Below are 22,320 nucleotides of genomic sequence, written 5' to 3' on the forward strand. Positions count from 1 at the left end.
GCATGGGTTCGATCACCGATGTCGCCGGCATCCGGGTGGGCCACCACCAGCGGATCGATGACGATGCGACGCTCGGAAGCGGCTGGGCCACCGGTGTCACCGTGGTCCTGGCGCCGCCCGGAACCGTTGGCGCGGTCGACGGCCGGGGTGGGGCACCCGGTACCCGCGAGACCGATTTGCTGGACCCGGCCAACAGTGTGCGCTGGGTGGATGCCGTCGTGCTCTCCGGGGGCAGCGCCTACGGGCTGGCAGCCGCTGACGGCGTGATGACCTGGCTGGAAGAACAGGGCCGTGGCGTGGCGCTGGACGGCGGTGTGGTGCCGATCGTGCCGGCCGCGGTCATCTTCGACCTCCCGGTCGGCGGCTGGGATCGGCGTCCCACCGCGGAGTTCGGCTACGCCGCCGTGGCGGCGGCCGCCGGCCCCGAGGGCGCTCTGCCGGCGGTGGGCAGTGTCGGCGCCGGAGCCGGTGCGCGTGCCGGGGTCTTCAAAGGTGGTGTGGGGACCGCCTCGACGACGCTGGAGCTCGGCGACCGGGTGGTCACCGTGGGCGCGATCGTGGTGGTGAACCCCACCGGTGAAGTCATCGACGCGACCACCGGGCTGCCCTGGTCGGCGCTGCTCATCGAGGAGTTCGGGCTGACGGCGCCGCCGTCCGAGCAGCTGGCGATCCTGGCGGGTCTGGAGCCCAAATCCCTGACGCTCAACACCACCATCGCCGTGGTGGCCACCGATGCCGCGCTGAGTCCGGCCGGTTGCCGCCGGATGGCCGTCGCCGCTCAAGACGGGCTGGCCCGCACCATCCGGCCCTCGCACACCCCGGTGGACGGGGACACCGTGTTCGCGCTGTCGACCGGGACCGTGGAGGTGGCGCCGCTGCCGGGGACGCCGGCCGCCCTGTCTCCGGAGACCGGACTGATCACCGAGGTCGGCGCCGCCGCGGCGGACTGTCTGGCCCGAGCGGTGCTCGGTGGGCTGCTGTCGGCCGATCCGGTGGCCGGTATCCCGACCTACCGCGCCACGGTGCCGGGCGCCTTCGCCGAGCGGCCCGGCGACCGCCTGGACAGCGCGCGGGTGGGTGAGCAGTGAGCTCCCGCGGTAAGACGGCACCCGCGCCGCAGCCGGCCGACAAGCCCGTCTGGCGCACCGGCGGGGCCACCATTCTCGCGTTCGTCGGCCTGCTCTACCTTGTCGAAGCCGTCGATCAGGTGGGCGGTCACCAGCTGGACCGCAACGGCATCCGTCCGCTGGAGACCGACGGCCTGTGGGGGGTGCTGTTCGCCCCGCTGCTGCACGCGAACTGGGCGCACCTGCTGGCCAACACCGGTCCGGCGCTGGTGTTGGGTTTCCTGCTGACGCTGACCGGGCTGTCCCGGTTTGTGCTTGCCACCGCGATCATATGGATCGTCGGCGGTCTGGGCACCTGGCTGATCGGCAACGTCGGATCCTCCTGCGGGCCCACCGACCACATCGGCGCCTCCGGACTGATCTTCGGCTGGCTGGCCTTCCTGCTGGTGTTCGGCTGGTTCACCCGCCGGATCTGGCAGATCCTGGTCGGCCTGGTGGTGCTGTTCCTCTACGGCGGAATTCTGTGGGGAGCGGTGCCGGTGCTCAACGTCTGCGGTGGGGTGTCCTGGCAGGGCCACTTGTGTGGGGCGCTCGCCGGTGTGCTGGCCGCCTACCTGCTGGCGCGCCCGGAACGCAAAGCCCGCGAACGGCGCCGGGGGACGGCGGCGTGAGCCCGATCGGAATCTTCGACTCCGGTGTCGGTGGGCTGACCGTCGCCCGCTCGATCATCGACCAGCTGCCCGACGAGGACATCATCTATGTCGGCGACACCGGCAACGGCCCGTACGGCCCGCTGACCATCCCCGAGGTCCGGGCGCATGCCCTGGCCATCGGGGACGATCTGGTCGAGCGGGGCATCAAGGCGTTGGTGATCGCCTGCAACACCGCCTCGGCGGCGTGCCTGCGCGATGCGCGGGAACGCTATGACGTGCCGGTCGTGGAGGTGATCCTGCCGGCGGTGCGCCGGGCGGTGGCAACCACCCGCAACGGCCGCATCGGGGTGATCGGGACACAGGCGACCATCGCCAGTCACGCCTACCAGGATGCGTTCGCCGCTGCCCGCGACACCGAGATCACCGCGGTGGCCTGCCCCCGCTTCGTCGACTTCGTCGAGCGCGGCATCACCAGCGGCCGGCAGGTGCTGGGACTCGCCGAGGGATATCTGGAGCCGCTGCAACGCGCGGGCGTCGACACGCTGGTGCTCGGCTGCACGCACTACCCGCTGCTGTCGGGGTTGATCCAGCTGGTGATGGGCGATCAGGTGACGCTGGTCTCCAGCGCCGAGGAGACCGCCAAAGAACTGCTGCGGGTGCTCACCGAGCAGGACCTCCTGCGCCCCCACGAGGCCAGCCCGGCCACGCGGGTCTTCGAGGCCACCGGCGACCCGGAGGCGTTCGCACACCTGGCCACCCGATTTCTGGGGCCGGCCATCAGCGGTGTCGGAGCGGTCCACCGCCGTGCGCCTTCGCGCTAGGCGGTGATTTCGATGACGAATCGTGGGTAAAGCACCGGTGTCTTCGTCATGGCCGCAGCGAACATGGCACAGTAGGGAACGTGCGACTGACCGTGCTCGGCTGCTCCGGCAGTGTGGTGGGTCCGGACTCGCCGGCATCGGGTTACCTGTTGCAGGCGCCGGACACGCCGCCGCTGGTGATCGACTTCGGCGGCGGGGTGCTGGGCGCCCTGCAGCGCCATGTCGACCCCGGGTCGGTGCACGTGCTGTTGTCGCATCTGCATGCCGACCACTGCCTGGATCTGCCGGGCCTGTTCGTCTGGCGCCGGTACCACCCCTCGGTGGCGGCCAAGCCGTTCGACAAGGGTTTGCTCTACGGCCCCAGTGACACCTGGTCGCGGATGGGTGCCGCGTCCTCGCCCTATGGCGGTGAGATCGACGACATCACCGACATCTTCGACGTGCGCGCCTGGGCGGACGGCGAGCCCGTCACCTTCGGCGCGCTGACCGTGGTGCCCGGCCTGGTCTCGCATCCCACCGAGTCCTACGGCATGCGGATCACCGACCCCTCCGGCGCGACCCTGGTCTACAGCGCCGACACCGGTTTCTGCGACGAGGTGATCGAGTTGGCGCGCGGCGCCGATGTGTTCTTGTGCGAGGCGTCGTGGACCCATGAGGCCAACCGCCCGCCCAACCTGCACCTGTCGGGAACCGATGCCGGGCGTACCGCGGCGGCCGCCGGAGTGGGGCAGCTGCTGCTGACCCACATCCCGCCCTGGACCGCGCGCGAGGACGTGATCCGGGAGGCGAAGGCCGAATTCGACGGCCCGGTGCACGCCGTGGTGTGCGACGAGTCGTTCGACATCACCAAGGGCTGATCCCGCCCAGAGTCCCGCGCCGACCCGCTGCGCCCGGCTCCGCCGCGCTGGCGGTCCCCGCGGTGTTCGACTGCGGTGACCCGCTGCGCCCGGCTCCGCCGCGCTGGCGGTCCCCGCTAGGGTTGTTCGCGTGTCCAAACGAGAAGACGGTCGCCTCGACGACGAGCTGCGCCCGGTCGTCATCACCCGTGGATTCACCAGCAACCCGGCCGGTTCGGTACTGGTCGAATTCGGCAACACCCGGGTCATGTGCACCGCCAGCGTCACCGAAGGCGTTCCGCGCTGGCGGAAAGGCTCCGGCCAGGGCTGGCTGACCGCCGAGTACGCCATGCTGCCCGCCGCCACCCACACCCGCTCGGACCGCGAGTCGGTCCGGGGCAAGGTCGGCGGCCGCACCCAGGAGATCAGCCGGCTGGTGGGCCGCTCGCTGCGTGCCTGCATCGACCTGGCGGCGCTGGGCGAGAACACCATCGCGATCGACTGTGATGTGTTGCAGGCCGACGGGGGCACCCGCACCGCGGCCATCACGGGGGCCTACGTGGCCCTGGCCGACGCGGTCACCTACCTGTCGGCCGCCGGCAAACTGTCCGACCCTCGTCCGCTGTCCTGCGCCATCTCAGCGGTCAGCGTCGGCGTGGTCGACGGCCGGGTGCGCGTCGATCTGCCCTACGAGGAGGACTCGCGCGCCGAGGTCGACATGAACGTCGTCGCCACCGACACCGGAACCCTGGTGGAGGTTCAGGGCACCGGTGAGGGCGCGACCTTCCCGCGTTCGACGCTGGACAAGATGCTCGACGCGGCGCTGGCCGCCTGCGAGAAGCTGTTCGTGGTGCAGCGCGAGGCGCTGGAGCTGCCCTACCCGGGGGTGCTGCCGGAGGGGCCGGCGCCGAAGAAGGCGTTCGGCAGCTGACCGCATGAGGCGACTGCTGGTGGCCAGCCGCAACCGCAAGAAGCTGGCCGAGCTGAGTCGGGTGCTCGAGCACGCCGGTCTGTCGGGGCTGCAACCGGTCTCGCTCGACGATGTCGCGCCGTACCCGGAAGCCCCGGAAACCGCCGCGACGTTCGAGGGCAACGCCCTGGCCAAAGCCCGCGACGGCTATAACGCCACAGGATTGCCTTGCGTCGCAGACGATTCCGGTCTGACCGTCGAAGCGCTCAACGGGATGCCGGGAGTGCTGTCGGCACGCTGGTCGGGTAGCCACGGCGACGACGCGGCCAACACCGCGTTGCTGCTGGCGCAGCTGCGCGACGTGCCCGACGAGCGGCGCGGCGCGGCGTTCGTGTCCGCGTGCGCACTGGTCTGGGGCGACGGCCCTGAGCACGAGCTGGTGGTGCGCGGGCAGTGGGCGGGCAGCATCGCTCGGGAACCGCACGGCCAGGGTGGATTCGGCTACGACCCGGTGTTCATCCCGGCGGGCGGCGACCGCACCGCCGCGCAGTTGAGCCCAGCCGAAAAAGACGCGGAGTCACATCGCGGCCGGGCTCTGGAGCTGCTGTTGCCGGCGTTGCGTTCGCTGGCCTAGTTGTACTGACCACGGACGTTAGGTACGGCGTGGTGTCGTGACATGACGAAGACCTCCGAGTGGAGTGCGAGCTGTCTAGGAACGCTCCCCACCCTCGGAGGTCTTCGTGTCCCACCGTAATGCCCCATTGTCAGAAACCGGCCGCCTGCGACTGGCTCGTTGTGTTGTCGAGGAAGGGTGGTCGCTGCGTCGGGCCGCTGAGCGGTTTCAGGTCGCCGTCACCACGGCCCAGCGGTGGGCCTCTCGGTATCGCGAACTTGGACCGGCCGGCATGACTGACCGCAGCTCACGGCCGCATCACAGCCCCAATCAGACGCCCACCCGTACCGAACGACGGATCATCAAGGTGCGGGTCATCCGTCGCTGGGGCCCCGCCCAAATCGGCTATCTGCTGGGTATTCACCCCTCGACGGTGCACCGGGTGCTGACCCGCTACGGGGTTGCCCGACTGCGTTGGCTCGACCGTGCCACCGGCCGGGTCATTCGCCGCATCGAATCCGCAGCGCCCGGCGATCTGGTCCATGTCGATGTCAAGAAGCTCGGCAAGGTCCCCGCCGGCGGCGGCTGGCGGATGCTCGGCCGTACCACAGGCGGCCACAACGCCAGCATGGACAAGAGCAGCGGAGTCTTCAACAAGTACCGCCAGCCGCTGCGCGGTTACCACTTTCTGCATACCGCGATCGACGGTCACTCTCGACTGGTCTACAGCGAGATCCTCGCCGATGAACGCAAAGAGACTGCGGCGGCGTTCTGGGCACGCGCCAACACCTGGTTCAAGCAGTGCGGGATCACGGTCCAAAAAGTATTGACCGACAACGGCTCTTGCTACCGGTCTCACACCTTTCGCGACGCGCTCGGCGATATCGAACACCGCCGCACCAGGCCCTATCGACCTCAGACCAACGGCAAGGTGGAACGCTTCCACCGCACCCTGGCCGATGAATGGGCCTATGCGCGCCTCTACACCAGCGACGCCGAGCGCTGCGTCGAATACCCCCGCTGGCTACACACCTACAATCACCATCGCGGCCACACCGCGCTCGGAGGCCAGCCACCCGCCACCCGCGTACCTAACCTCTCAGGTCAGTACACCTAGTACCGCGGGCCCTCAGAGGCCGAACTGCGCCTTGACGTTACGGGTCTGGAAATGCTCGACGATGACGCCCAGCAACGGAATGGTGCCGGCCAGCAGCACACCCACGGTCTTGCCCAGCGGCCAGCGAACCTTGACCGCCAGGTTGAAAGTGGCCAGCAGGTAGGCGAAATACACCCAGCCGTGCACCACACCGATCCAGATGGGCGGGTTGTCGACCTTGACCACGTAGCGGACCACGATCTCGTAGCACAGCGCGATCAGCCAGATGCCCGTTGTCCACGCCAGCACCCGGTAGGGCAACAGTGCGCTGCGGACCTTCTCGGCAGGGGCGGCCTTGGCGGGTGTGCCGGTCATGCGGTGTTCCTGTTCTCTTGTTTCGTCGTGCTGAGTTCGGCCAGATATGCGTTGTACTCGCGAAGCTCGGGATCATCGGTCGGGGTGGCGGCGGGCGCCGGACGCTCGGGCAGCAACCCGGCCGGAATCTCGGTCACCGCGTCGGCCGGGTGCAGCTCCGGCGGTTCTTCCTCGTAGCGGACGAACTTGCGGTAGGCGTACACGCAGAACCAGGCGAACAGCGGCCACTGCAGCGCATAGCCGAGATTCTGGAAGTTCCCGTTGACCTCTTGGAAACGGGTCCACTGCCACCAGCCCAGCGCCAGACACGCGCAGGCGGCGACGATCACCAGCACGACCAGTGCCGGTCTCCGACGCCGTGTAGTGGACACCCCTTGACCGTACCGCCTGCGTCGGCGGGTGCAGGCGGCCCCAAGGCGGTTCGCGTTGGGGGAAGCTCCGCGGGCGACGTACGATGACGTGCGCTTGCGGGCGTGGTGGAATTGGCAGACACCCGGGTTTTAGGTGCCCGTGCTCGAAAGAGCGTGAGGGTTCGAGTCCCTCCGCCCGCACCAGTAAATCGGCGACAACACCCCTGTGCTCTCGGCCACATCGGTGCCACACTGGTTTTCTGGTCCCTGCATGGATTGGTGCGGCGTCATGGGCAAAGGGTTGATTCCAGCCGTGTTCCTCGCGGTGCTCTCGTGCGCGGTGGCCTGGGCGCCCGCCGTATCGGCCGACCCTGAAGAGGATCAGGTCTTCTTCGACGAGCTGGTGCGCCAGGGGCTGAATTCCGACTACGACCGGCCGGTCTGCGGTCCCGTGTGCGAGCCGCTGCGCAACGTGTTGGTGCGGGAGGCCCACGAGGTCTGTGTGGGGCTCAGCGAAGCGCCCAAGCTGGTACCGGTGTCGGTCATCGCACACCTGAAAATGTCGCCGGGCTCCGCGCATCTGGTCATCAACGCGGCTCGGCAGGCGTACTGCCCGCAGTCGCCGGACCCGTACACGACACCGGCGTGATCCCCCGCTAGGGTGCGGCCGCCACGGGTATGTGAGCTTCGCCCAGGGGTTCGCTGTCGCGGACTTTGCGTGCGTAGATCACCACGGCCGCCGCCGACACCGCCCAGATGACGTACTGCACGGTCCAGGCCATCCGGAACGCCGTGAAGGAATAGCCGCCGGACATCGCGATCACCAGGCCCATCGCCTGCATGACCAGCAGCGTCGCGATGAAGCCGCCGGTGTTGACCATGCCCTGGGCGGTGCCCATGGCAGCCGGCGGGTTGTAGGTGCGGGCGAAGTCGAATGCCAGCATCGACACCGGCTGGCCGGCCGAGATCACCAGGATCAGCACCACCAGCAACCAGTGCGGCGCGGGGTGCGGCAGCGCCAGTACCACCGTCCAGATCAACGCGATCAAGGCGATCGTCGCCAGCGCCACGCTGGACCGACGGTCGGGCCGGCGCGCCGACATGGTCCCCACCAACAGTCCGACCACCACGAAGGCCGCCACCGACAGCGTCAGCGCCGCCCCCGCCACGTCGCGCGAGAGGCCCTGCGCGGTGGTCAGGTAGGGCACGCCCCACATCAGAGCGAACACGCCGGGCGAGGACGAGTTGCCCATGTGGGTGAACAGGCCCAACTTGGTTCCCGGCCGCGACCAGACCGTCTTGACGTCGCTGAATGCCGACCGCAGCGGTCGCGCCTGCACGGCGGGCGGGGCCCCCGGCGGGGCGTCGCGGGCGACGGCGAGCGTCAGGGCCATGGCGAACAGGCCCAGGCCGGCCGCTGAGAGGTAGGCGGCGGTCCAGCCACCGTGCAGCAGGATTGCCAGGAACGGCACCGCCGACAGGAACTGGCCGAACTGACCGCAGATGCCGGTCAACTGAGTCAGCATCGGAACGCGCTCCGGTGCGAACCAGTTGGGCAGCAGCCGGATGACCGAGATGAAGATGAACGAGTCGCCCAGGCCCACGACCCCGTATGCGCCGACCGCGATGGGCAGTGAATGGGTGAGCGACAAGGTGACCTGGGCGGCGGAGAGCACGGCCACGCCCGTGGCGATCATGGCTCGCGCGCCGAAGCGGTCGAGCAGCACGCCGGCCGGAATCTGCATGGCGGCGTAGACGATCAGCTGCACGATCACGAACGACGACAAGGTGGACGGCCCGGCGTGGAACCGTTCGGCGGCGTCGAGACCCGATACCCCGAAGGTGGTGCGGTCCAGCACGGCGACCAGATAGGACAGCAGGCCGGTGCCCCACACGATCCAGGGACGCAATCTGGGCCTGCCTTGTCTGTTAAGCGCTGGGACTCCGCAATGGTCGCACACGGTTTGGGTGCCGAAGCCGTCGGCGGACTCCGGCCGGCGACGGCATCCGGAGAACCGGTTCGGGTGTCGGGGGTCACCGGCGGCGCGACGCCGGCAGTCCAGCAAACTGGCCCCGCCCGCCGCCGCGGGGGGCCCGGGATTGCCGCGCCGGTTGTGGGCCTGAGCTGCAGCCGAGCCCGAAGCCGGTTGGCCTCGCTGATTCAAACATAACGATTAGATAACAATGCAGCCTTGATCAGCGCCGTTGTGGCTACTCGACCGTAACCCCACACATGCAGGACGTTTGTTCCGGAACGTTCCGGCCGTCACAGCGGGCCGTGATATCCGGGGCCGGGTTACCCGAGCGTAGAACTCGCCAGTAACCAATTTGCTGCGGAAACGGCACAGGTTCTTATGACACTCTTACAGCTGAGCGCGGCCGCGAACATGCGAGGGCCCGCGATTGGGCCGGCTATCCCGGCGGGCGTCGACGAAGACGCGACGTTAACCAGGGCAGGGGAGATATATAACGTGACGATCCACGAACACGACCGGGTGTCCGCCGACGGATCGGGCTCTGGGCGGTTCCCCAGCGCCTCGTCCGCTCTGGTGGACCGGCTGACGGCCGGCGAGCCGTACGCGGTCGCTTTCGGTGGGCAGGGCAGCGCCTGGCTGGAGTCGCTCGAAGAGCTGGTCTCCTCCGCCGGGATCGAGACGGAGCTGGCCACCCTGGCCGGTGAGGCCGACCTGCTGCTCGAGCCGATCGCCAACGAACTCGTCGTGGTCCGGCCCATCGGCTTCGAGCCGCTGCAGTGGGTGCGGGCGCTGGCCGCCGAGGACCCGATCCCGTCGGCCAAGCAGCTGACCTCGGCTGCGGTGTCGGTGCCGGGCGTCCTGCTGACCCAGATCGCCGCCATGCGCGCGCTGGAGCGCCAGGGTCTGGATCTGGCGGCAACCCCGCCGGTGGCCGCGGCCGGGCACTCGCAGGGCATCCTGGCCGTCGAGTCGCTGAAGGCCGGCGGCGCCAACGACGTGCAGCTGCTGGCGATCGCCCAACTGGTGGGCGCGGCCGGAACCCTGGTGGCCCGGCGTCGTGGCATCTCGGTGCTCGGTGACCGTCCGCCCATGGTGTCGATCACCAATGTCGACCCCGAGCGCATCAGCCAACTGCTCGACGAGTTCGCCCAGGATGTGCGCACGGTGCTGCCGCCGGTGCTGTCCATCCGCAACGGCCGGCGCGCGGTGGTCATCACCGGAACTCCCGAACAGCTCTCCCGTTTCGAGCTGTACTGCGAGCAGATCGCCGACAAGGAGGCCGCCGAGCGTAAGAACAAACTGCGCGGCGGTGCGGTCTTCGCCCCGGTGTTCGAGCCGGTGCAGGTCGAAGTCGGATTCCACTCGCCGCGGCTGTCCGACGGCGTCGAGATCGTCGGTCAGTGGGCCGCCAGGGTGGGCCTCGACGTCGAGCTGACCCGTCAGCTGGCCAGTTCGATCCTGGTGGGCCAGGTCGACTGGGTCGACGAGGTCACCGCGCTGCACGAGGCGGGCGCCCGCTGGATCCTGGATCTGGGCCCCGGCGACATCCTGACCCGGCTGACCGCACCGGTGATCCGCGGCCTGGGCATCGGCATCGTGCCGGTCGCCACCCGCGGGGGACAGCGCAACCTGTTCACCATCGGCGCCGTGCCCGAGGTCGCCCGGCCCTGGACCAGTTACGCACCCACCGTGGTCGCGCTTCCCGACGGCCGGGTCAAGCTCGAGACCAAGTTCACCCGGCTCACCGGCCGCTCGCCGATCCTGCTGGCCGGCATGACGCCGACCACCGTCGACGCCAAGATCGTCGCCGCGGCCGCCAACGCCGGGCACTGGGCGGAGTTGGCCGGCGGCGGGCAGGTCACCGAAGAGATCTTCGACGACCGCGTTGCGCAGCTGACCGAGCTGCTCGAACCGGGCCGCACCGTGCAGTTCAACTCGCTGTTCCTGGACCCCTACCTGTGGAAGCTGCAGGTCGGCGGCAAGCGGCTGGTGCAGAAGGCGCGGCAGTCCGGCGCCCCGTTCGACGGCCTGGTGATCAGTGCCGGTATCCCCGAACTGGAAGAGGCCGTCGAGCTGATCGCCGAGCTCAACGACGCCGGCATCAGCCATGTCGTCTTCAAGCCCGGCACCGTCGAACAGATCCGGTCGGTGATTCGCATCGCCGCGGAGGCGCCCACCGCGCCGGTGATCGTGCACGTCGAGGGCGGCCGCGCCGGCGGTCACCACTCGTGGGAGGACCTCGACGACCTGCTGCTGGCGACCTACTCCGAGCTGCGTTCGCAGCCCAACATCACGCTGTGCGTCGGCGGCGGCATCGGCACCCCCGAGCAGGCCGCCGAGTACCTGTCCGGCCGGTGGTCGCAGCAGCACGGCTTCCCGCTGATGCCCGTCGACGGCATCCTGGTGGGCACCGCGGCGATGGCCACCAAGGAGGCCACCACCTCGCCGGCGGTCAAGCAGATGCTCGTCGACACCGTGGGCACCGACCAGTGGATCGGCGCCGGCAAGGCCCAGGGCGGCATGGCTTCGTCGCGAAGCCAGCTCGGTGCCGACATTCACGAGATCGACAACGTCGCCTCGCGTTGCGGCCGGCTGCTCGACGAAGTCGCCGGTGACGGCGAGGCCGTCGCCGCGCGCCGCGACGAGATCATCGCCGCGATGGCCGACACCGCCAAGCCCTACTTCGGCGATGTCGCCGAGATGACCTATGCGCAATGGCTGCGCCGGTATGTCGAGTTGGCAATCGGCGCAGGCGACTCCACCGCCGACACCGCCTCGCCGGACAGCCCGTGGCTGGCCGACACCTGGCGCGAGCGGTTCGGCTCGATGTTGCAGCGCGCCGAAGCGCGGCTGCACGAGCTGGAGTCCGGGCCGATCGAGACCCTGTTCGCCGACACCCCGCAGGGTCAGGCGATCCTGGACCGCCCGGCCGAGGCCATCGAGGCGCTGGTGGCCCGCTACCCCGATGCCGAGACGGTCCGGCTGCACCCGGCCGACGCGCCGTTCTTCACCCAGCTGTGCAAGACCCCGGGCAAGCCGGTCAACTTCGTGCCGGTGATCGACAAGGACGTGCGCCGCTGGTGGCGCAGCGACTCGCTGTGGCAGGCGCATGACGCCCGCTACACCGCCGAGCAGGTCTGCATCATTCCGGGCACCGCGGCCGTCGCCGGGATCACCCGCATCGACGAGCCGGTCGGTGAGCTGCTGGACCGCTTCGAGCAGGCCGCGGTCGACCAGGTGCTGGCCGCCGGCACGGAGCCGGTACCGGTCAGCGCGCGCCGGCGGGGGCGCACCGATGTCACCGGTGCGCTGGCCGTCGTGCTCGACGCTCCCGACGTGCTGTGGGCCGGACGCACCGCCACCAACCCGGTGCACCGGATCGCCGACCCCCACGAGTGGCAGGTGCACGAGAACCGCACCGCCAGCCACCCGTCCACCGGGGCGCGTCTGGAGGCCGTGTCGGAGTCCACCGTCGAACTCAAGGTGCCGCTGTCGGGTGTGTGGATCAGCATCCGCTTCACCGTGCCGGCCGCCGTCGTCGACGGCGCTGCCCCGCTGGTGTCCACCGAAGACGCCGCCGCCGCGATGCGCTCGGTGCTGGCCATCGCCGCCGGTGTCGAGGGCCCGGAGGCCCTGCCCGCGGTGCACGAGGGCACGGCCACCGTGACCGTGGCGTGGGACCCCGAGCAGGTCGCCGACCACACCGGGGTGACCGCGACCTTCGGTGCGCCGCTGGCGCCGGGACTGTCCACCGTGCCCGACGCGCTCGTCGGCCGATGCTGGCCGGCGGTGTTCGCCGCCATCGGCTCGGCCACCACCGACACCGGTTTCCCGGTGGTCGAGGGCCTGCTGTCGCTGGTGCACCTGGATCACGCGGCGCAGCTGCTCGGCGCGCTGCCGGCCGAGCCGGCCGAATTGACCGTCACCGCAACCGCTTCGGCGGCCACCGATACCGAGGTCGGGCGGGTCGTCCCGGTGTCGGTCACGGTCCGCGCGGCCGATGGAACCGAATTGGCCACCTTGGAGGAGCGGTTCGCCATCCGCGGGCGCACCGGCGCCGCGGAACTGACCGACCCGGTCCGGGCCGGCGGCGCGGTCTCCGACAACGCCACCGACACCCCGCGCCGCCGCCGGCGTGACGTCACCGTCACCGCACCGGTGGACATGCGGCCGTTCGCGGCGGTCTCCGGCGACTACAACCCGATCCACACCGATCGGGCCGCGGCACTGCTGGCCGGCCTGGAATCGCCCATCGTGCACGGCATGTGGCTCTCGGCCGCGGCCCAGCACGTGGTGACCGCCACCGACGGCCAGGCCCGCCCGCCGGCGCGGCTGGTCGGCTGGACGGCGCGTTTCCTCGGCATGGTCAAGCCCGGCGACGAGGTCGACTTCCGGGTGGATCGGGTCGGAATCGACCTGGGCGCAGAGGTTTTGGAGATCAGCGCCCGGATCGGGTCGGATCTGGTGATGTCGGCGACCGCGCGGCTGAGCGCCCCCAAGACCGTCTACGCGTTCCCGGGCCAGGGCATCCAGCACAAGGGCATGGGCATGGAGGTCCGGGCCCGGTCCAAGGCCGCCCGCACGGTGTGGGATTCGGCGGACAAGTTCACCCGCGAAACCCTGGGTTTCTCGGTGCTGCACGTGGTGCGCGACAACCCGACGTCCCTGATCGCATCCGGCGTGCACTACCAGCACCCCGACGGCGTGTTGAACCTGACGCAGTTCACCCAGGTGGCCATGGCCACGGTTGCCGCTGCGCAGGTCGCCGAGATGCGCGAGCAGGGCGCCTTCGTCGAAGGCGCGATCGCCTGCGGTCACTCCGTCGGTGAGTACACCGCCCTGGCCTGCGTCAGCGGTGTCTACGAGCTCGAAGCACTGCTGGAGGTGGTGTTCCACCGCGGTTCGAAGATGCACGACATCGTGCCGCGCGACGCCATGGGCCGGTCCAACTACCGGCTGGCCGCCATCCGGCCGTCGCAGATCGACCTCGACGACGCCGACGTCACCGCTTTCGTCGCCGAGATCGCCGAGCGCACCGGGGAATTCCTGCAGATCGTCAACTTCAACCTGCGCGGCTCGCAGTACGCGATCGCCGGCACGGTGGCCGGTCTGGAGGCTCTGGAGGCCGAGGTCGAGCGCCGCCGCGAGATCAGCGGCGGCAAGCGCTCGTTCATCCTGGTGCCGGGCATCGACGTGCCGTTCCACTCGAGCGTGCTGCGCATCGGCGTGGACGACTTCCGCCGTTCGCTGGAGCGGGTGATGCCGCGTGACGCCGACCCCGGGTTGCTCATCGGCCGCTACATCCCCAACCTGGTGCCCAGGCCGTTCACCCTGGACCGGGATTTCGTCCAGGAGATCCGCGACCTGGTGCCGGCCGAGCCCCTCGACGAGGTGCTGGCCGACTACGACACCTGGCGCAACGAGAAGCCGGCCGAACTGTGCCGCAAGATCGTCATCGAGTTGCTGGCCTGGCAGTTCGCCAGCCCGGTGCGCTGGATCGAGACCCAGGACCTGCTGTTCATCGAGCAGGCGGCCGGTGGGCTGGGCGTGGAGCGGTTCGTCGAGATCGGTGTGAAGACCGCACCGACCGTCGCCGGGCTGGCCACCAACACCCTCAAACTGCCCGAGTACGCCCACAGCACTGTGGAAGTGCTCAACGCCGAGCGGGACGCCGCGGTGCTGTTCGCCACCGACACCGACCCCGAGCCGGAGCCCGAGGAGGAGTCGGCGCCGGCGGAGGCGTCGGCAGAAGCCGCCCCCGCCGAGGCCGCCGCCCCGGCACCGGCCGCGCCGGCCGCGCCGTCCGGGGGCCCGCGCCCCGAGGACATCGCGTTCGACGCCGCCGACGCCACCTGCGCGCTGATCGCGTTGAGCGCCAAGATGCGCATCGACCAGATCGAGGCCCTGGACTCCATCGAGTCCATCACCGACGGGGCGTCCTCGCGGCGCAACCAGCTGCTGGTGGACCTGGGCTCCGAGCTGAACCTGGGCGCCATCGACGGCGCCGCCGAGGCCGACCTGGCCGGGCTGAAGTCGCAGGTGACCAAGCTGGCGCGCACCTACAAGCCGTACGGCCCGGTGCTGACCGACGCGATCAACGACCAGCTCCGCACCATTCTGGGGCCCTCGGGCAAGCGGCCCGGCGCCATCGCCGAGCGGGTCAAGAAGACCTGGGAGCTCGGTGACGGCTGGGCCAAGCACGTCACCGTCGAGGTGGCGTTGGGGACGCGCGAAGGCTCCAGCGTCCGGGGCGGACCGTTGGGCGGCCTGCACGAAGGTGCGCTCGCCGACGCTGCGGCTGTCGACAAGGTGATCGACGCGGCCGTGCAGGCTGTTGCCGCGCGGCGCGGTGTCGCGGTGAGCCTGCCGTCGGCAGGCGGTGGCGGCGGTGCGACCGTGGACGCTGCCGCGCTGGGCGAGTTCACCGCCCAGATCACCGGCCGCGACGGCGTGCTCGCTTCTGCTGCCCGGCTGGTGCTGGGCCAGCTCGGATTCGACGACGCCGTGAGTGCGCCGGCGGGTGTCACCGACAGCGAGCTGATCGATTTGGTGACCGCCGAACTGGGGTCGGACTGGCCGCGCCTGGTGGCGCCGGCGTTCGACGGCCGCAAAGCGGTGCTGCTCGACGACCGCTGGGCCAGTGCCCGCGAGGACCTGGTCAAGCTGTGGCTGACCGACGAAGGCGAGATCGACGCCGACTGGACCCGTCTCGCCGAGCGTTTCGAGGGCACCGGCCATGTCGTGGCCACCCAGGCCACCTGGTGGCAGGGCCGGGCGCTGGCGTCGGGCCGGCAGATTCACGCCTCGCTCTACGCCCGGATCGCCGCCGGCGCGGAGAACCCCGGCCGGGGCCGCTACAGCGACGAGATCGCGGTGGTGACCGGGGCCTCCAAGGGCTCGATCGCGGCGTCGGTGGTCGGGCAGCTGCTCGACGGCGGTGCGACCGTGATCGCGACCACCTCCCGGCTCGATGACGAGCGGCTGGGCTTCTACCGCAGCCTCTACCGCGAGCACGCCCGGTTCGGTGCCGCGCTGTGGGTGGTGCCCGCCAACATGGCCTCCTACACCGATATCGACGCACTCGTGGAGTGGGTCGGTACCGAGCAGGCCGAAAACCTTGGGCCGCAGTCGATTCATCTCAAGGATGCGCAGACCCCGACGCTGCTGTTCCCATTCGCAGCACCGCGGGTCGCCGGCGACCTGTCCGAGGCCGGTCCGCGTGCCGAGATGGAGATGAAGGTGCTGCTGTGGGCCGTGCAGCGGCTCATCGGCGGATTGTCGAAGATCGGTGCCGAACGTGACATCGCCTCGCGGCTGCACGTGGTGTTGCCGGGTTCGCCCAACCGCGGCATGTTCGGCGGTGACGGCGCCTACGGCGAGGCCAAGGCATCGCTGGACGCCTTGGTGGCGCGGTGGAAGGCCGAGTCGTCGTGGGCCTCGCGGGTCAGCCTCGCGCACGCCCTGATCGGCTGGACCCGAGGCACCGGGCTGATGGGCCACAACGACGTCATCGTCGATGCGGTCGAGGAAGCCGGTGTCACCACCTACTCGACCGAGCAGATGGCCGCCATGCTGCTGGAGCTGTGCAGCGTCGAGTCCAAGGTGGCCGCGGCCAACGCGCCGATCGAGGCCGACCTGACCGGCGGCCTGGCCGAGGCGAACCTGGACATGGCAGAGCTGGCCGCCCGGGCGCGTGAGGAGATGACCGCCGAAGCGGCAGCCGAGGACGACTCCGCGGACGCCGACACCATTGCGGCACTGCCGAGCCCGCCGCGCGGGCACACCGCGGCACCCGCGCCGGCCTGGGCCGACCTCGACGTCGACCTGGCCGACATGGTGGTCATCGTCGGTGGCGCCGAACTCGGCCCGCTGGGCTCCTCTCGGACCCGCTTCGAGATGGAGGTCTCCGGCGAGCTGTCGGCCGCCGGTGTGCTGGAGCTGGCGTGGACCACCGGGCTGGTCACGTGGGAAGACGACCCGACACCCGGTTGGTACGACACCGCCACCGGCGAGCTGGTCGACGAGGCCGAGCTGGTCGAGCGGTACCACGACACCGTGGTCGAACGAGTCGGCATCCGCGAGTTCGTCGACGACGGAGCGATCGACCCGGACCACGCCTCGCCGCTGCTGGTCAGCGTGTTCCTGGACAAGGACTTCTCGTTCGTGGTCTCCAGCGAGGCCGACGCGCGCGCGTTCGTCGAGTTCGACCCCGAGCACACCGTGGTGCGCCCGGTGCCGGACTCCTCGGACTGGCAGGTGATCCGCAAGGCGGGCACCGAGATCCGGGTCCCGCGCAAGAGCAAGCTGTCGCGCACGGTGGGTGCTCAGATCCCGACCGGGTTCGACCCCACGGTGTGGGGCATCAGCCAGGACATGGCCACGTCCATCGACCGGGTGGCGCTGTGGAACATCGTCGCCACCGTGGATGCGTTCCTGTCGGCGGGCTTCACCCCGACCGAGCTGATGCGCTGGGTGCATCCGTCGCTGGTGGCCAGCACCCAGGGCACCGGCATGGGCGGCATGACCTCGATGCAGACCATGTATCACGGCAACCTGCTCGGGCGCGCCAAGCCCAACGACATCCTGCAGGAAGTCCTGCCGAACGTGGTTGCGGCGCATGTGGTCCAGAGCTACATCGGCTCCTACGGCGCGATGATCCACCCGGTGGCCGCCTGTGCCACCGCGGCGGTTTCGGTCGAAGAGGGCGTCGACAAGATCCGGCTGGGCAAGGCGGAGCTGGTGGTCACCGGCGGGTACGACGACCTGACGCTGGAGGCCATCATCGGATTCGGTGACATGGCGGCCACCGCCGACACCGAGATGATGCGCGCCAAGGGCATCAGCGACTCGAAGTTCTCCCGCGCCAACGACCGGCGCCGGCTGGGCTTCGTCGAGGCCCAGGGCGGCGGAACCATTCTGCTGGCCCGCGGCGACCTGGCCGCCAAGATGGGCCTGCCGGTGCTGGCCGTGGTGGCCTACGCACAGAGCTTCGCCGACGGCGTGCACACCTCGATCCCGGCGCCGGGCCTGGGCGCGCTGGGCGCGGGCCGCGGCGGCAAGGACTCGGTGCTGGCCCGCTCGCTGGCCAAACTGGGCGTGGGCGCCGATGACATCGCGGTGGTGTCCAAACACGACACCTCCACGTTGGCCAACGACCCCAACGAGACCGAGCTGCATGAGCGGCTGGCCGACTCGCTGGGCCGCTCGGAGGGTGCACCGCTGTTCGTGATCAGCCAGAAGAGCCTCACCGGGCACGCCAAGGGCGGCGCGGCGGTGTTCCAGATCATGGGCCTGTGCCAGGTGCTGGCCAACGGGGTCATTCCGCCGAACCGGAGCCTGGACTGCGTCGACGACGAGCTGGCGACCGCCGGGCACCTGGTGTGGGCGCGCGAGACCCTGGAGCTGGGGGAGAAGTTCCCGCTCAAGGCCGGGCTGGTCACCAGCCTCGGATTCGGTCACGTCTCGGGGCTGGTCGCCCTGGTGCACCCGGCGGCGTTCCTGGCGGCGCTGGACCCGACTCAGCGCGCGACCTACCAGGAGCAGGCAGCTGCCCGGGTGCTGGCCGGCCAGCGGCGTCTCGCCTCGGCGATCGCCGGCGGCAAGCCGATGTACGAGCGGCCCGCGGACCGGCGGTTCGACCACTCCACGCCGGAGAAGCGTCAGGAGTCGGCGATGCTGCTCAACCCGGCGGCACGGCTCGGCGACGACGACGTCTATATCGGCTAACGTCACCGGCTATGGGCCGCGCCGCGACGATGCACAGCGAACCGACGACGAGGAGCGGTGCATGAGCATCGTTGGTGTGGGGATCGACCTCGTTTCGATTCCCGATTTCGCCGAGCAGGTCGACCAACCCGGGACGGTGTTCACCGAGACGTTCACCCCCGGTGAGCGGCGGGATGCCTCCGACAAGAGTTCTTCGGCGGCACGGCACCTGGCGGCCCGCTGGGCGGCCAAGGAGGCGGTGATCAAGGCGTGGTCGGGGTCGCGGTTCGCGCAGAAGCCGGTGTTGCCGGAGGCGATTCACCGCGACATCGAGGTGGTGACCGACACCTGGGGACGCCCGAAGGTGCGACTCTCCGGGGAGATCGCACAGCATCTGGCTGAGGTGACGATCCATGTGTCGCTGACCCACGACGGCGACACCGCCGCCGCGGTCGCCATCCTGGAGGCTTAGCGAGATGGCAGGTCGGTGATGAGTGATCTGGTTGCGCGGGTCCGCGACGTCTTGCCGTCGGTGCGGGCCGACTTGGAGGATCTGGTGCGTATCGAGTCGGTGTGGGCCGATCCGGCCCGCCGCCCCGAGGTGCACCGCAGTGCACAGCGCGTCGCGGATCTGTTGAGCCAGGCGGGTTTCCCGCAGGTGCGCATCGTCGCCGAAGGGGGAGCGCCGGCGGTCATCGCCCACTACCCGCCACCGCCTGCAGCGCCCACCGTGCTGCTCTACGCCCACCACGACGTGCAGCCCGAGGGGGACGCGCAGCAGTGGGACTCGCCGCCGTTCGAGCCCACCGAACGCGACGGGCGCCTCTACGGCCGGGGCACCGCCGACGACAAGGCGGGGATCGCCACACATCTGGCGGCCTTCCGGGCGCACGGCGGCCGCCCGCCGGTCGGGGTGACGGTCTTCGTCGAAGGCGAGGAGGAGTCCGGGTCACCGTCGCTGGGCGCGTTGCTGGCCGCGCACCGCGAAGCGCTGCGCGCCGACGTGATCGTCATCGCCGACTCGGACAATTGGAGCACCGAGATCCCCTCGCTGACAGTGTCGCTGCGCGGGCTGGCGGACTGCGTGGTGGAAGTCGCCACGCTCGACCACGGCCTGCACTCGGGCCTGTGGGGCGGAGTGGTGCCCGACGCGCTGACCGTGCTGGTACGCCTGCTGGCGAGCCTGCACGACGACGACGGCAACGTGGCAGTCGCCGGCCTTCACGAAAGCGTGGCCGCGCCGGTCGATTACCCGCCCGAGCGCGTGCGGGCCGACACCGGGCTGCTGGACGGGGTGGCCGAGATCGGTTCCGGCTCGGTACCGCAACGGATGTGGGCCAAGCCGGCGATCACCGTCATCGGAATCGACACGACCAGCATTGCGGCATCGTCGAATACGCTGATTCCCCGGGCGCGGGCGAAGGTGAGCATGCGGGTAGCCCCCGGCGGCGACGCCGCCGCCCACCTGGATGCGCTGGCCGCGCACCTGCGGCAGCATGCGCCGTGGGGGGCCCAGGTGACGGTCACCCCGGGCGATGTCGGTCAGCCCTACGCGATCGACGCCACCGGCCCGGTGTACGACGCCGCCCGGGCCGCGTTCGCCCAGGCATGGGGCGTGCAGCCGATCGACATGGGCATGGGCGGTTCCATCCCGTTCATCGCCGAGTTCGCCGCGGCCTATCCGGACGCGACCATTCTGGTGACCGGCGTGGAGGATCCCGCAACCCAGGCGCACAGCGTCAACGAGAGCCTGCATCTGGGCGTGCTGGAACGCGCCGCCACCGCCGAGGCGCTGTTACTGGAGAAGCTGGGCAGATGCCGCTGAGCCCCCGCATGCCCGATCTGCCGGCGTTTGAGATGTTGCTCGCCATCGCCAAGACCGGCAGCCTGGGTGCGGCCGGCCGGGAACTGGGGCTGACACAGCAGGCCGTCTCGGCGCGCCTGTCGGCCATGGAGGCCCAGACCGGAGTACGGCTGGTGACCCGCAGTGCCCGGGGCTCGCAACTGACCTCGGCCGGTGCCGTCGTCACGGAGTGGGCGGACCAGCTGCTGGAGGTAGCCGCCCACGTCGATGCCGGGCTGGCTTCGTTGCGGTCGGCCAGCCGCAAGAAGGTGACCGTGGCCGCCAGCCTGACCGTCGCCGAACATCTGATGCCCCGGTGGATCGTGTCACTGCAGGCCTCCGCGGCTCGAGCGGGACACCCCGCCCCGGACGTCATTCTGGCCGCCGGCAACAGCGAGCAGGCGATCGCCAACGTCCGCGACGGCTCGGCAGACCTCGGCTTCATCGAGAGTCCGGGGGCACTGGCGGGCATCCGCAGCCGGGTCGTCGCCCAGGACAGCCTCGTGGTGGTCGTCCCGCCCGACCACAAATGGGTGCGTCGCTCCAAGCCGGTGAGCGCCGCGGAGCTGAGCCAGACCCCGCTGGTCGTCCGGGAACAGGGGTCGGGCACGCGGGACACGCTGACGGCGGCGTTACGCGCCGTCTTGGGTCCCGGCGTCCAGCAGGCAGCTCCGGCGCTGGAACTGTCGTCGTCGGTGGCCGTGCGCGGTGCCGTGCTGGCTGGCGCCGGGCCGGCGGTGATGAGCAGATTGGCCGTCGCCGACGACCTTGCGATCGGCAGGCTGCGCTGCGTCGACGTGCCCGAAGTGGACCTGCGCCGGACGCTGCGGGCGATCTGGACAGGTGGACGCAATCCACCGGCCGGTGCGGTCCGGGAGCTGTTGAGCCACATCGGCAGCACCGCCGCCCAGCACTGACCGGCCGCAGCGGCTAGGTGCCGTATTGCAGCCACAGCGGCAGCGCAGTGGTGATCCGCTGCATGAACTTGATGAGCCCGATCCGATACTGACCGGAGCCGGATGCGTCGATCCCGTACTCGGGGAAGGCGATCCCCGCCCCGAACAGTCCGGGGGCCAGGATGCCGTTGGCCGCATCGTATTCCAGCTCACCCCACTGCGGGGTGGCGGGCAGTTGCCGCCGGGCGAAACCGACGGTGTAGACGACGTGAGTGCAGGCGCGCAGCTGCTCGTCGAACGCCGGGTCGTTCACGTGGCACCGTTGCAGCCGATCCGGATACGTGCCGTCGATGTTCTCCCGGGCCCACACGGCCGCGTTGCCCTTCAATCCGGTGTCGTCGAACAGGATTCGGTCGTCGAGGTAGATCGCGTACTTGTTGGGGCTGCGGTAGAAGTTGACGATGTTGCGGACCCGGGTGTCGAGCAGGTTGGGCAGCGCCACCATGGAGGAGTGGGAAGAACCGAAGACGGCCACCGTGGCGTCATCGAGGTCCCGCTGCGCGAGCTTGCGCGGGTCCAGCGCCACCTCCAGCGGAATCTCCTCCAGGTGGGGGTGATGCAGCTTCTTGGGGACGGAACCCACGGCCAGGATCACATTCTTCGCCTCGATCTCGGCGGCCTCGGTGCCCACCAGCCACCGGCGGTTGCGCAAGGTGAGTTCGGTGGCCATGGCGCGAACCGGTGTCACCCGTTCGCAGAGGTGTTCGGTGATCCACACCAGCGGTTCGGCGACCAGGCCGAGCAGACAGGTCTGAGTCGGATCGACCTCGGTCAGCTCACAGGGCGGGGCTGCGGCGAAGCGGAAGGCCGGTGAGGCGTTCAGATAGTCGAGGAACAGGGCCACATGGGTGTTGCCCGGCACCGCACGCCATTTGGTGCCGAGGTCGCCGGCGGCGAAGTCGGGATCGATCCAGACGATCTCGGCTGCCGGGACGCCATGGTCGAGCAGTCGGCCCACCGCCGCTATGCCCGCAGGGCCCGCCCCAATCACTGCCCAGCTGTACCCAGTCATGTTCCTGCCTTCCATCGAGTGGAGATCATCGAGCGATGGAATTAATGCTGCGCCGGGCGGCGGTCGGCGACTAGGGGGCTTGTTCTTGTTAGGTCACAAGGATCTTT

General features: G+C 70.0%; 16 protein-coding genes and 1 tRNA gene. 13 read left to right on the top strand and 4 right to left on the bottom strand.

Annotation, left to right across the window (positions count from 1 at the left end; translation table 11 throughout):
* Positions 1 to 2: 2 nt before the first annotated feature.
* The 7 genes from AWC02_RS09575 to AWC02_RS09605 all read left to right on the top strand — a co-directional run bounded on the left by AWC02_RS09575 (position 3) and on the right by AWC02_RS09605 (position 6,017).
* Entirely contained in the window at positions 3 to 1,088 is a 1,086-nt protein-coding gene (locus AWC02_RS09575) for a P1 family peptidase (RefSeq protein ID WP_085128550.1), read from the top strand.
* Positions 1,085 to 1,738: a rhomboid family intramembrane serine protease gene (locus AWC02_RS09580; protein WP_085128551.1), complete on the top strand. Its 654-nt coding sequence runs from the start codon at positions 1,085 to 1,087 to the stop codon at positions 1,736 to 1,738. Before AWC02_RS09575 ends, AWC02_RS09580 begins: the two co-directional genes overlap by 4 nt.
* Positions 1,735 to 2,541, top strand: a complete 807-nt coding sequence (gene murI / locus AWC02_RS09585; RefSeq protein ID WP_085128552.1) for a glutamate racemase — start codon at positions 1,735 to 1,737, stop codon at positions 2,539 to 2,541. The genes AWC02_RS09580 and murI overlap by 4 nt, the downstream gene beginning before the upstream one ends.
* Positions 2,542 to 2,621: 80 nt before the next feature.
* Positions 2,622 to 3,398, top strand: a complete 777-nt coding sequence (locus tag AWC02_RS09590) for a cyclic nucleotide-degrading phosphodiesterase (protein ID WP_085128553.1) — start codon at positions 2,622 to 2,624, stop codon at positions 3,396 to 3,398.
* A gap of 130 nt (positions 3,399 to 3,528) precedes the next feature.
* Complete coding sequence (gene rph / locus AWC02_RS09595) at positions 3,529 to 4,308, top strand: ribonuclease PH (RefSeq protein WP_085128554.1); 780 nt, start codon at positions 3,529 to 3,531, stop codon at positions 4,306 to 4,308.
* 4 nt (positions 4,309 to 4,312) lie between these two features.
* Positions 4,313 to 4,921, top strand: coding sequence for a non-canonical purine NTP pyrophosphatase (locus AWC02_RS09600; RefSeq protein WP_085128555.1), 609 nt, complete (start codon positions 4,313 to 4,315; stop codon positions 4,919 to 4,921).
* Between the two features lie 106 nt (positions 4,922 to 5,027).
* Positions 5,028 to 6,017 carry an IS481 family transposase gene (locus AWC02_RS09605; protein ID WP_085128556.1) on the top strand — a complete coding sequence of 330 codons (990 nt, stop codon included), beginning with the start codon at positions 5,028 to 5,030 and terminating at the stop codon, positions 6,015 to 6,017.
* A gap of 12 nt (positions 6,018 to 6,029) precedes the next feature.
* Here the strand turns inward: AWC02_RS09605 and AWC02_RS09610 are convergent, their stop codons facing one another.
* Together AWC02_RS09610 and AWC02_RS09615 are read right to left on the bottom strand one after the other, a co-directional pair.
* A complete protein-coding gene (locus AWC02_RS09610; RefSeq protein WP_085128557.1) occupies positions 6,030 to 6,371 on the bottom strand; it encodes a DUF3817 domain-containing protein in 342 nt (113 codons plus the stop codon).
* The gene (locus AWC02_RS09615) at positions 6,368 to 6,742 is read right to left on the bottom strand and encodes a hypothetical protein (protein ID WP_207568029.1); all 375 of its coding nucleotides are present in this window, start codon (positions 6,740 to 6,742) and stop codon (positions 6,368 to 6,370) included. Before AWC02_RS09615 ends, AWC02_RS09610 begins: the two co-directional genes overlap by 4 nt.
* Positions 6,743 to 6,838: 96 nt before the next feature.
* Between AWC02_RS09615 and AWC02_RS09620 the strand changes: the two genes are divergently transcribed.
* Both AWC02_RS09620 and AWC02_RS09625 read left to right on the top strand, forming a co-directional pair.
* Positions 6,839 to 6,925: transfer RNA gene (locus AWC02_RS09620), tRNA-Leu, on the top strand.
* 85 nt (positions 6,926 to 7,010) lie between these two features.
* Entirely contained in the window at positions 7,011 to 7,370 is a 360-nt protein-coding gene (locus tag AWC02_RS09625; protein WP_085128559.1) for a DUF732 domain-containing protein, read from the top strand.
* Between the two features lie 7 nt (positions 7,371 to 7,377).
* Here the strand turns inward: AWC02_RS09625 and AWC02_RS09630 are convergent, their stop codons facing one another.
* A complete protein-coding gene (locus AWC02_RS09630; protein ID WP_085128560.1) occupies positions 7,378 to 8,631 on the bottom strand; it encodes an MFS transporter in 1,254 nt (417 codons plus the stop codon).
* Positions 8,632 to 9,192: 561 nt separating this feature from the next.
* Between AWC02_RS09630 and AWC02_RS09635 the strand changes: the two genes are divergently transcribed.
* From AWC02_RS09635 to AWC02_RS09650, 4 genes are all read left to right on the top strand, one after another.
* Entirely contained in the window at positions 9,193 to 18,423 is a 9,231-nt protein-coding gene (locus tag AWC02_RS09635; RefSeq protein ID WP_085128561.1) for a type I polyketide synthase, read from the top strand.
* 61 nt (positions 18,424 to 18,484) lie between these two features.
* Positions 18,485 to 18,874, top strand: a complete 390-nt coding sequence (gene acpS / locus AWC02_RS09640) for a holo-ACP synthase AcpS (protein ID WP_085128562.1) — start codon at positions 18,485 to 18,487, stop codon at positions 18,872 to 18,874.
* 18 nt (positions 18,875 to 18,892) lie between these two features.
* On the top strand, positions 18,893 to 20,227 hold the full coding sequence (locus AWC02_RS09645; RefSeq protein WP_085128563.1) for a dipeptidase: 1,335 nt from the start codon (positions 18,893 to 18,895) through the stop codon (positions 20,225 to 20,227).
* A complete protein-coding gene (locus AWC02_RS09650; RefSeq protein ID WP_085128564.1) occupies positions 20,218 to 21,162 on the top strand; it encodes a LysR family transcriptional regulator in 945 nt (314 codons plus the stop codon). The genes AWC02_RS09645 and AWC02_RS09650 overlap by 10 nt, the downstream gene beginning before the upstream one ends.
* Before the next feature lie 13 nt (positions 21,163 to 21,175).
* Here AWC02_RS09650 and AWC02_RS09655 read toward each other — a convergent pair whose 3' ends face one another.
* Positions 21,176 to 22,213: an FAD/NAD(P)-binding protein gene (locus tag AWC02_RS09655; protein ID WP_085128565.1), complete on the bottom strand. Its 1,038-nt coding sequence runs from the start codon at positions 22,211 to 22,213 to the stop codon at positions 21,176 to 21,178.
* Positions 22,214 to 22,320 lie beyond the last annotated feature (107 nt).

It is taken from the genome of Mycolicibacter engbaekii (genome assembly GCF_002101585.1).
GTDB classification, from domain to species: domain Bacteria; phylum Actinomycetota; class Actinomycetes; order Mycobacteriales; family Mycobacteriaceae; genus Mycobacterium; species Mycobacterium engbaekii.

Coding starts and splice junctions, on each gene's coding strand:
- AWC02_RS09610 (WP_085128557.1), bottom strand. CDS start 6,371: ATGACCGGCACACCCGCCAAGGCCGCCCCTGCCGAGAAGGTCCGCAGC.
- AWC02_RS09645 (WP_085128563.1), top strand. CDS start 18,893: ATGAGTGATCTGGTTGCGCGGGTCCGCGACGTCTTGCCGTCGGTGCGG.
- AWC02_RS09600 (WP_085128555.1), top strand. CDS start 4,313: ATGAGGCGACTGCTGGTGGCCAGCCGCAACCGCAAGAAGCTGGCCGAG.
- AWC02_RS09650 (WP_085128564.1), top strand. CDS start 20,218: ATGCCGCTGAGCCCCCGCATGCCCGATCTGCCGGCGTTTGAGATGTTG.
- acpS (WP_085128562.1), top strand. CDS start 18,485: ATGAGCATCGTTGGTGTGGGGATCGACCTCGTTTCGATTCCCGATTTC.
- AWC02_RS09625 (WP_085128559.1), top strand. CDS start 7,011: ATGGGCAAAGGGTTGATTCCAGCCGTGTTCCTCGCGGTGCTCTCGTGC.
- AWC02_RS09655 (WP_085128565.1), bottom strand. CDS start 22,213: ATGACTGGGTACAGCTGGGCAGTGATTGGGGCGGGCCCTGCGGGCATA.
- AWC02_RS09575 (WP_085128550.1), top strand. CDS start 3: ATGGGTTCGATCACCGATGTCGCCGGCATCCGGGTGGGCCACCACCAG.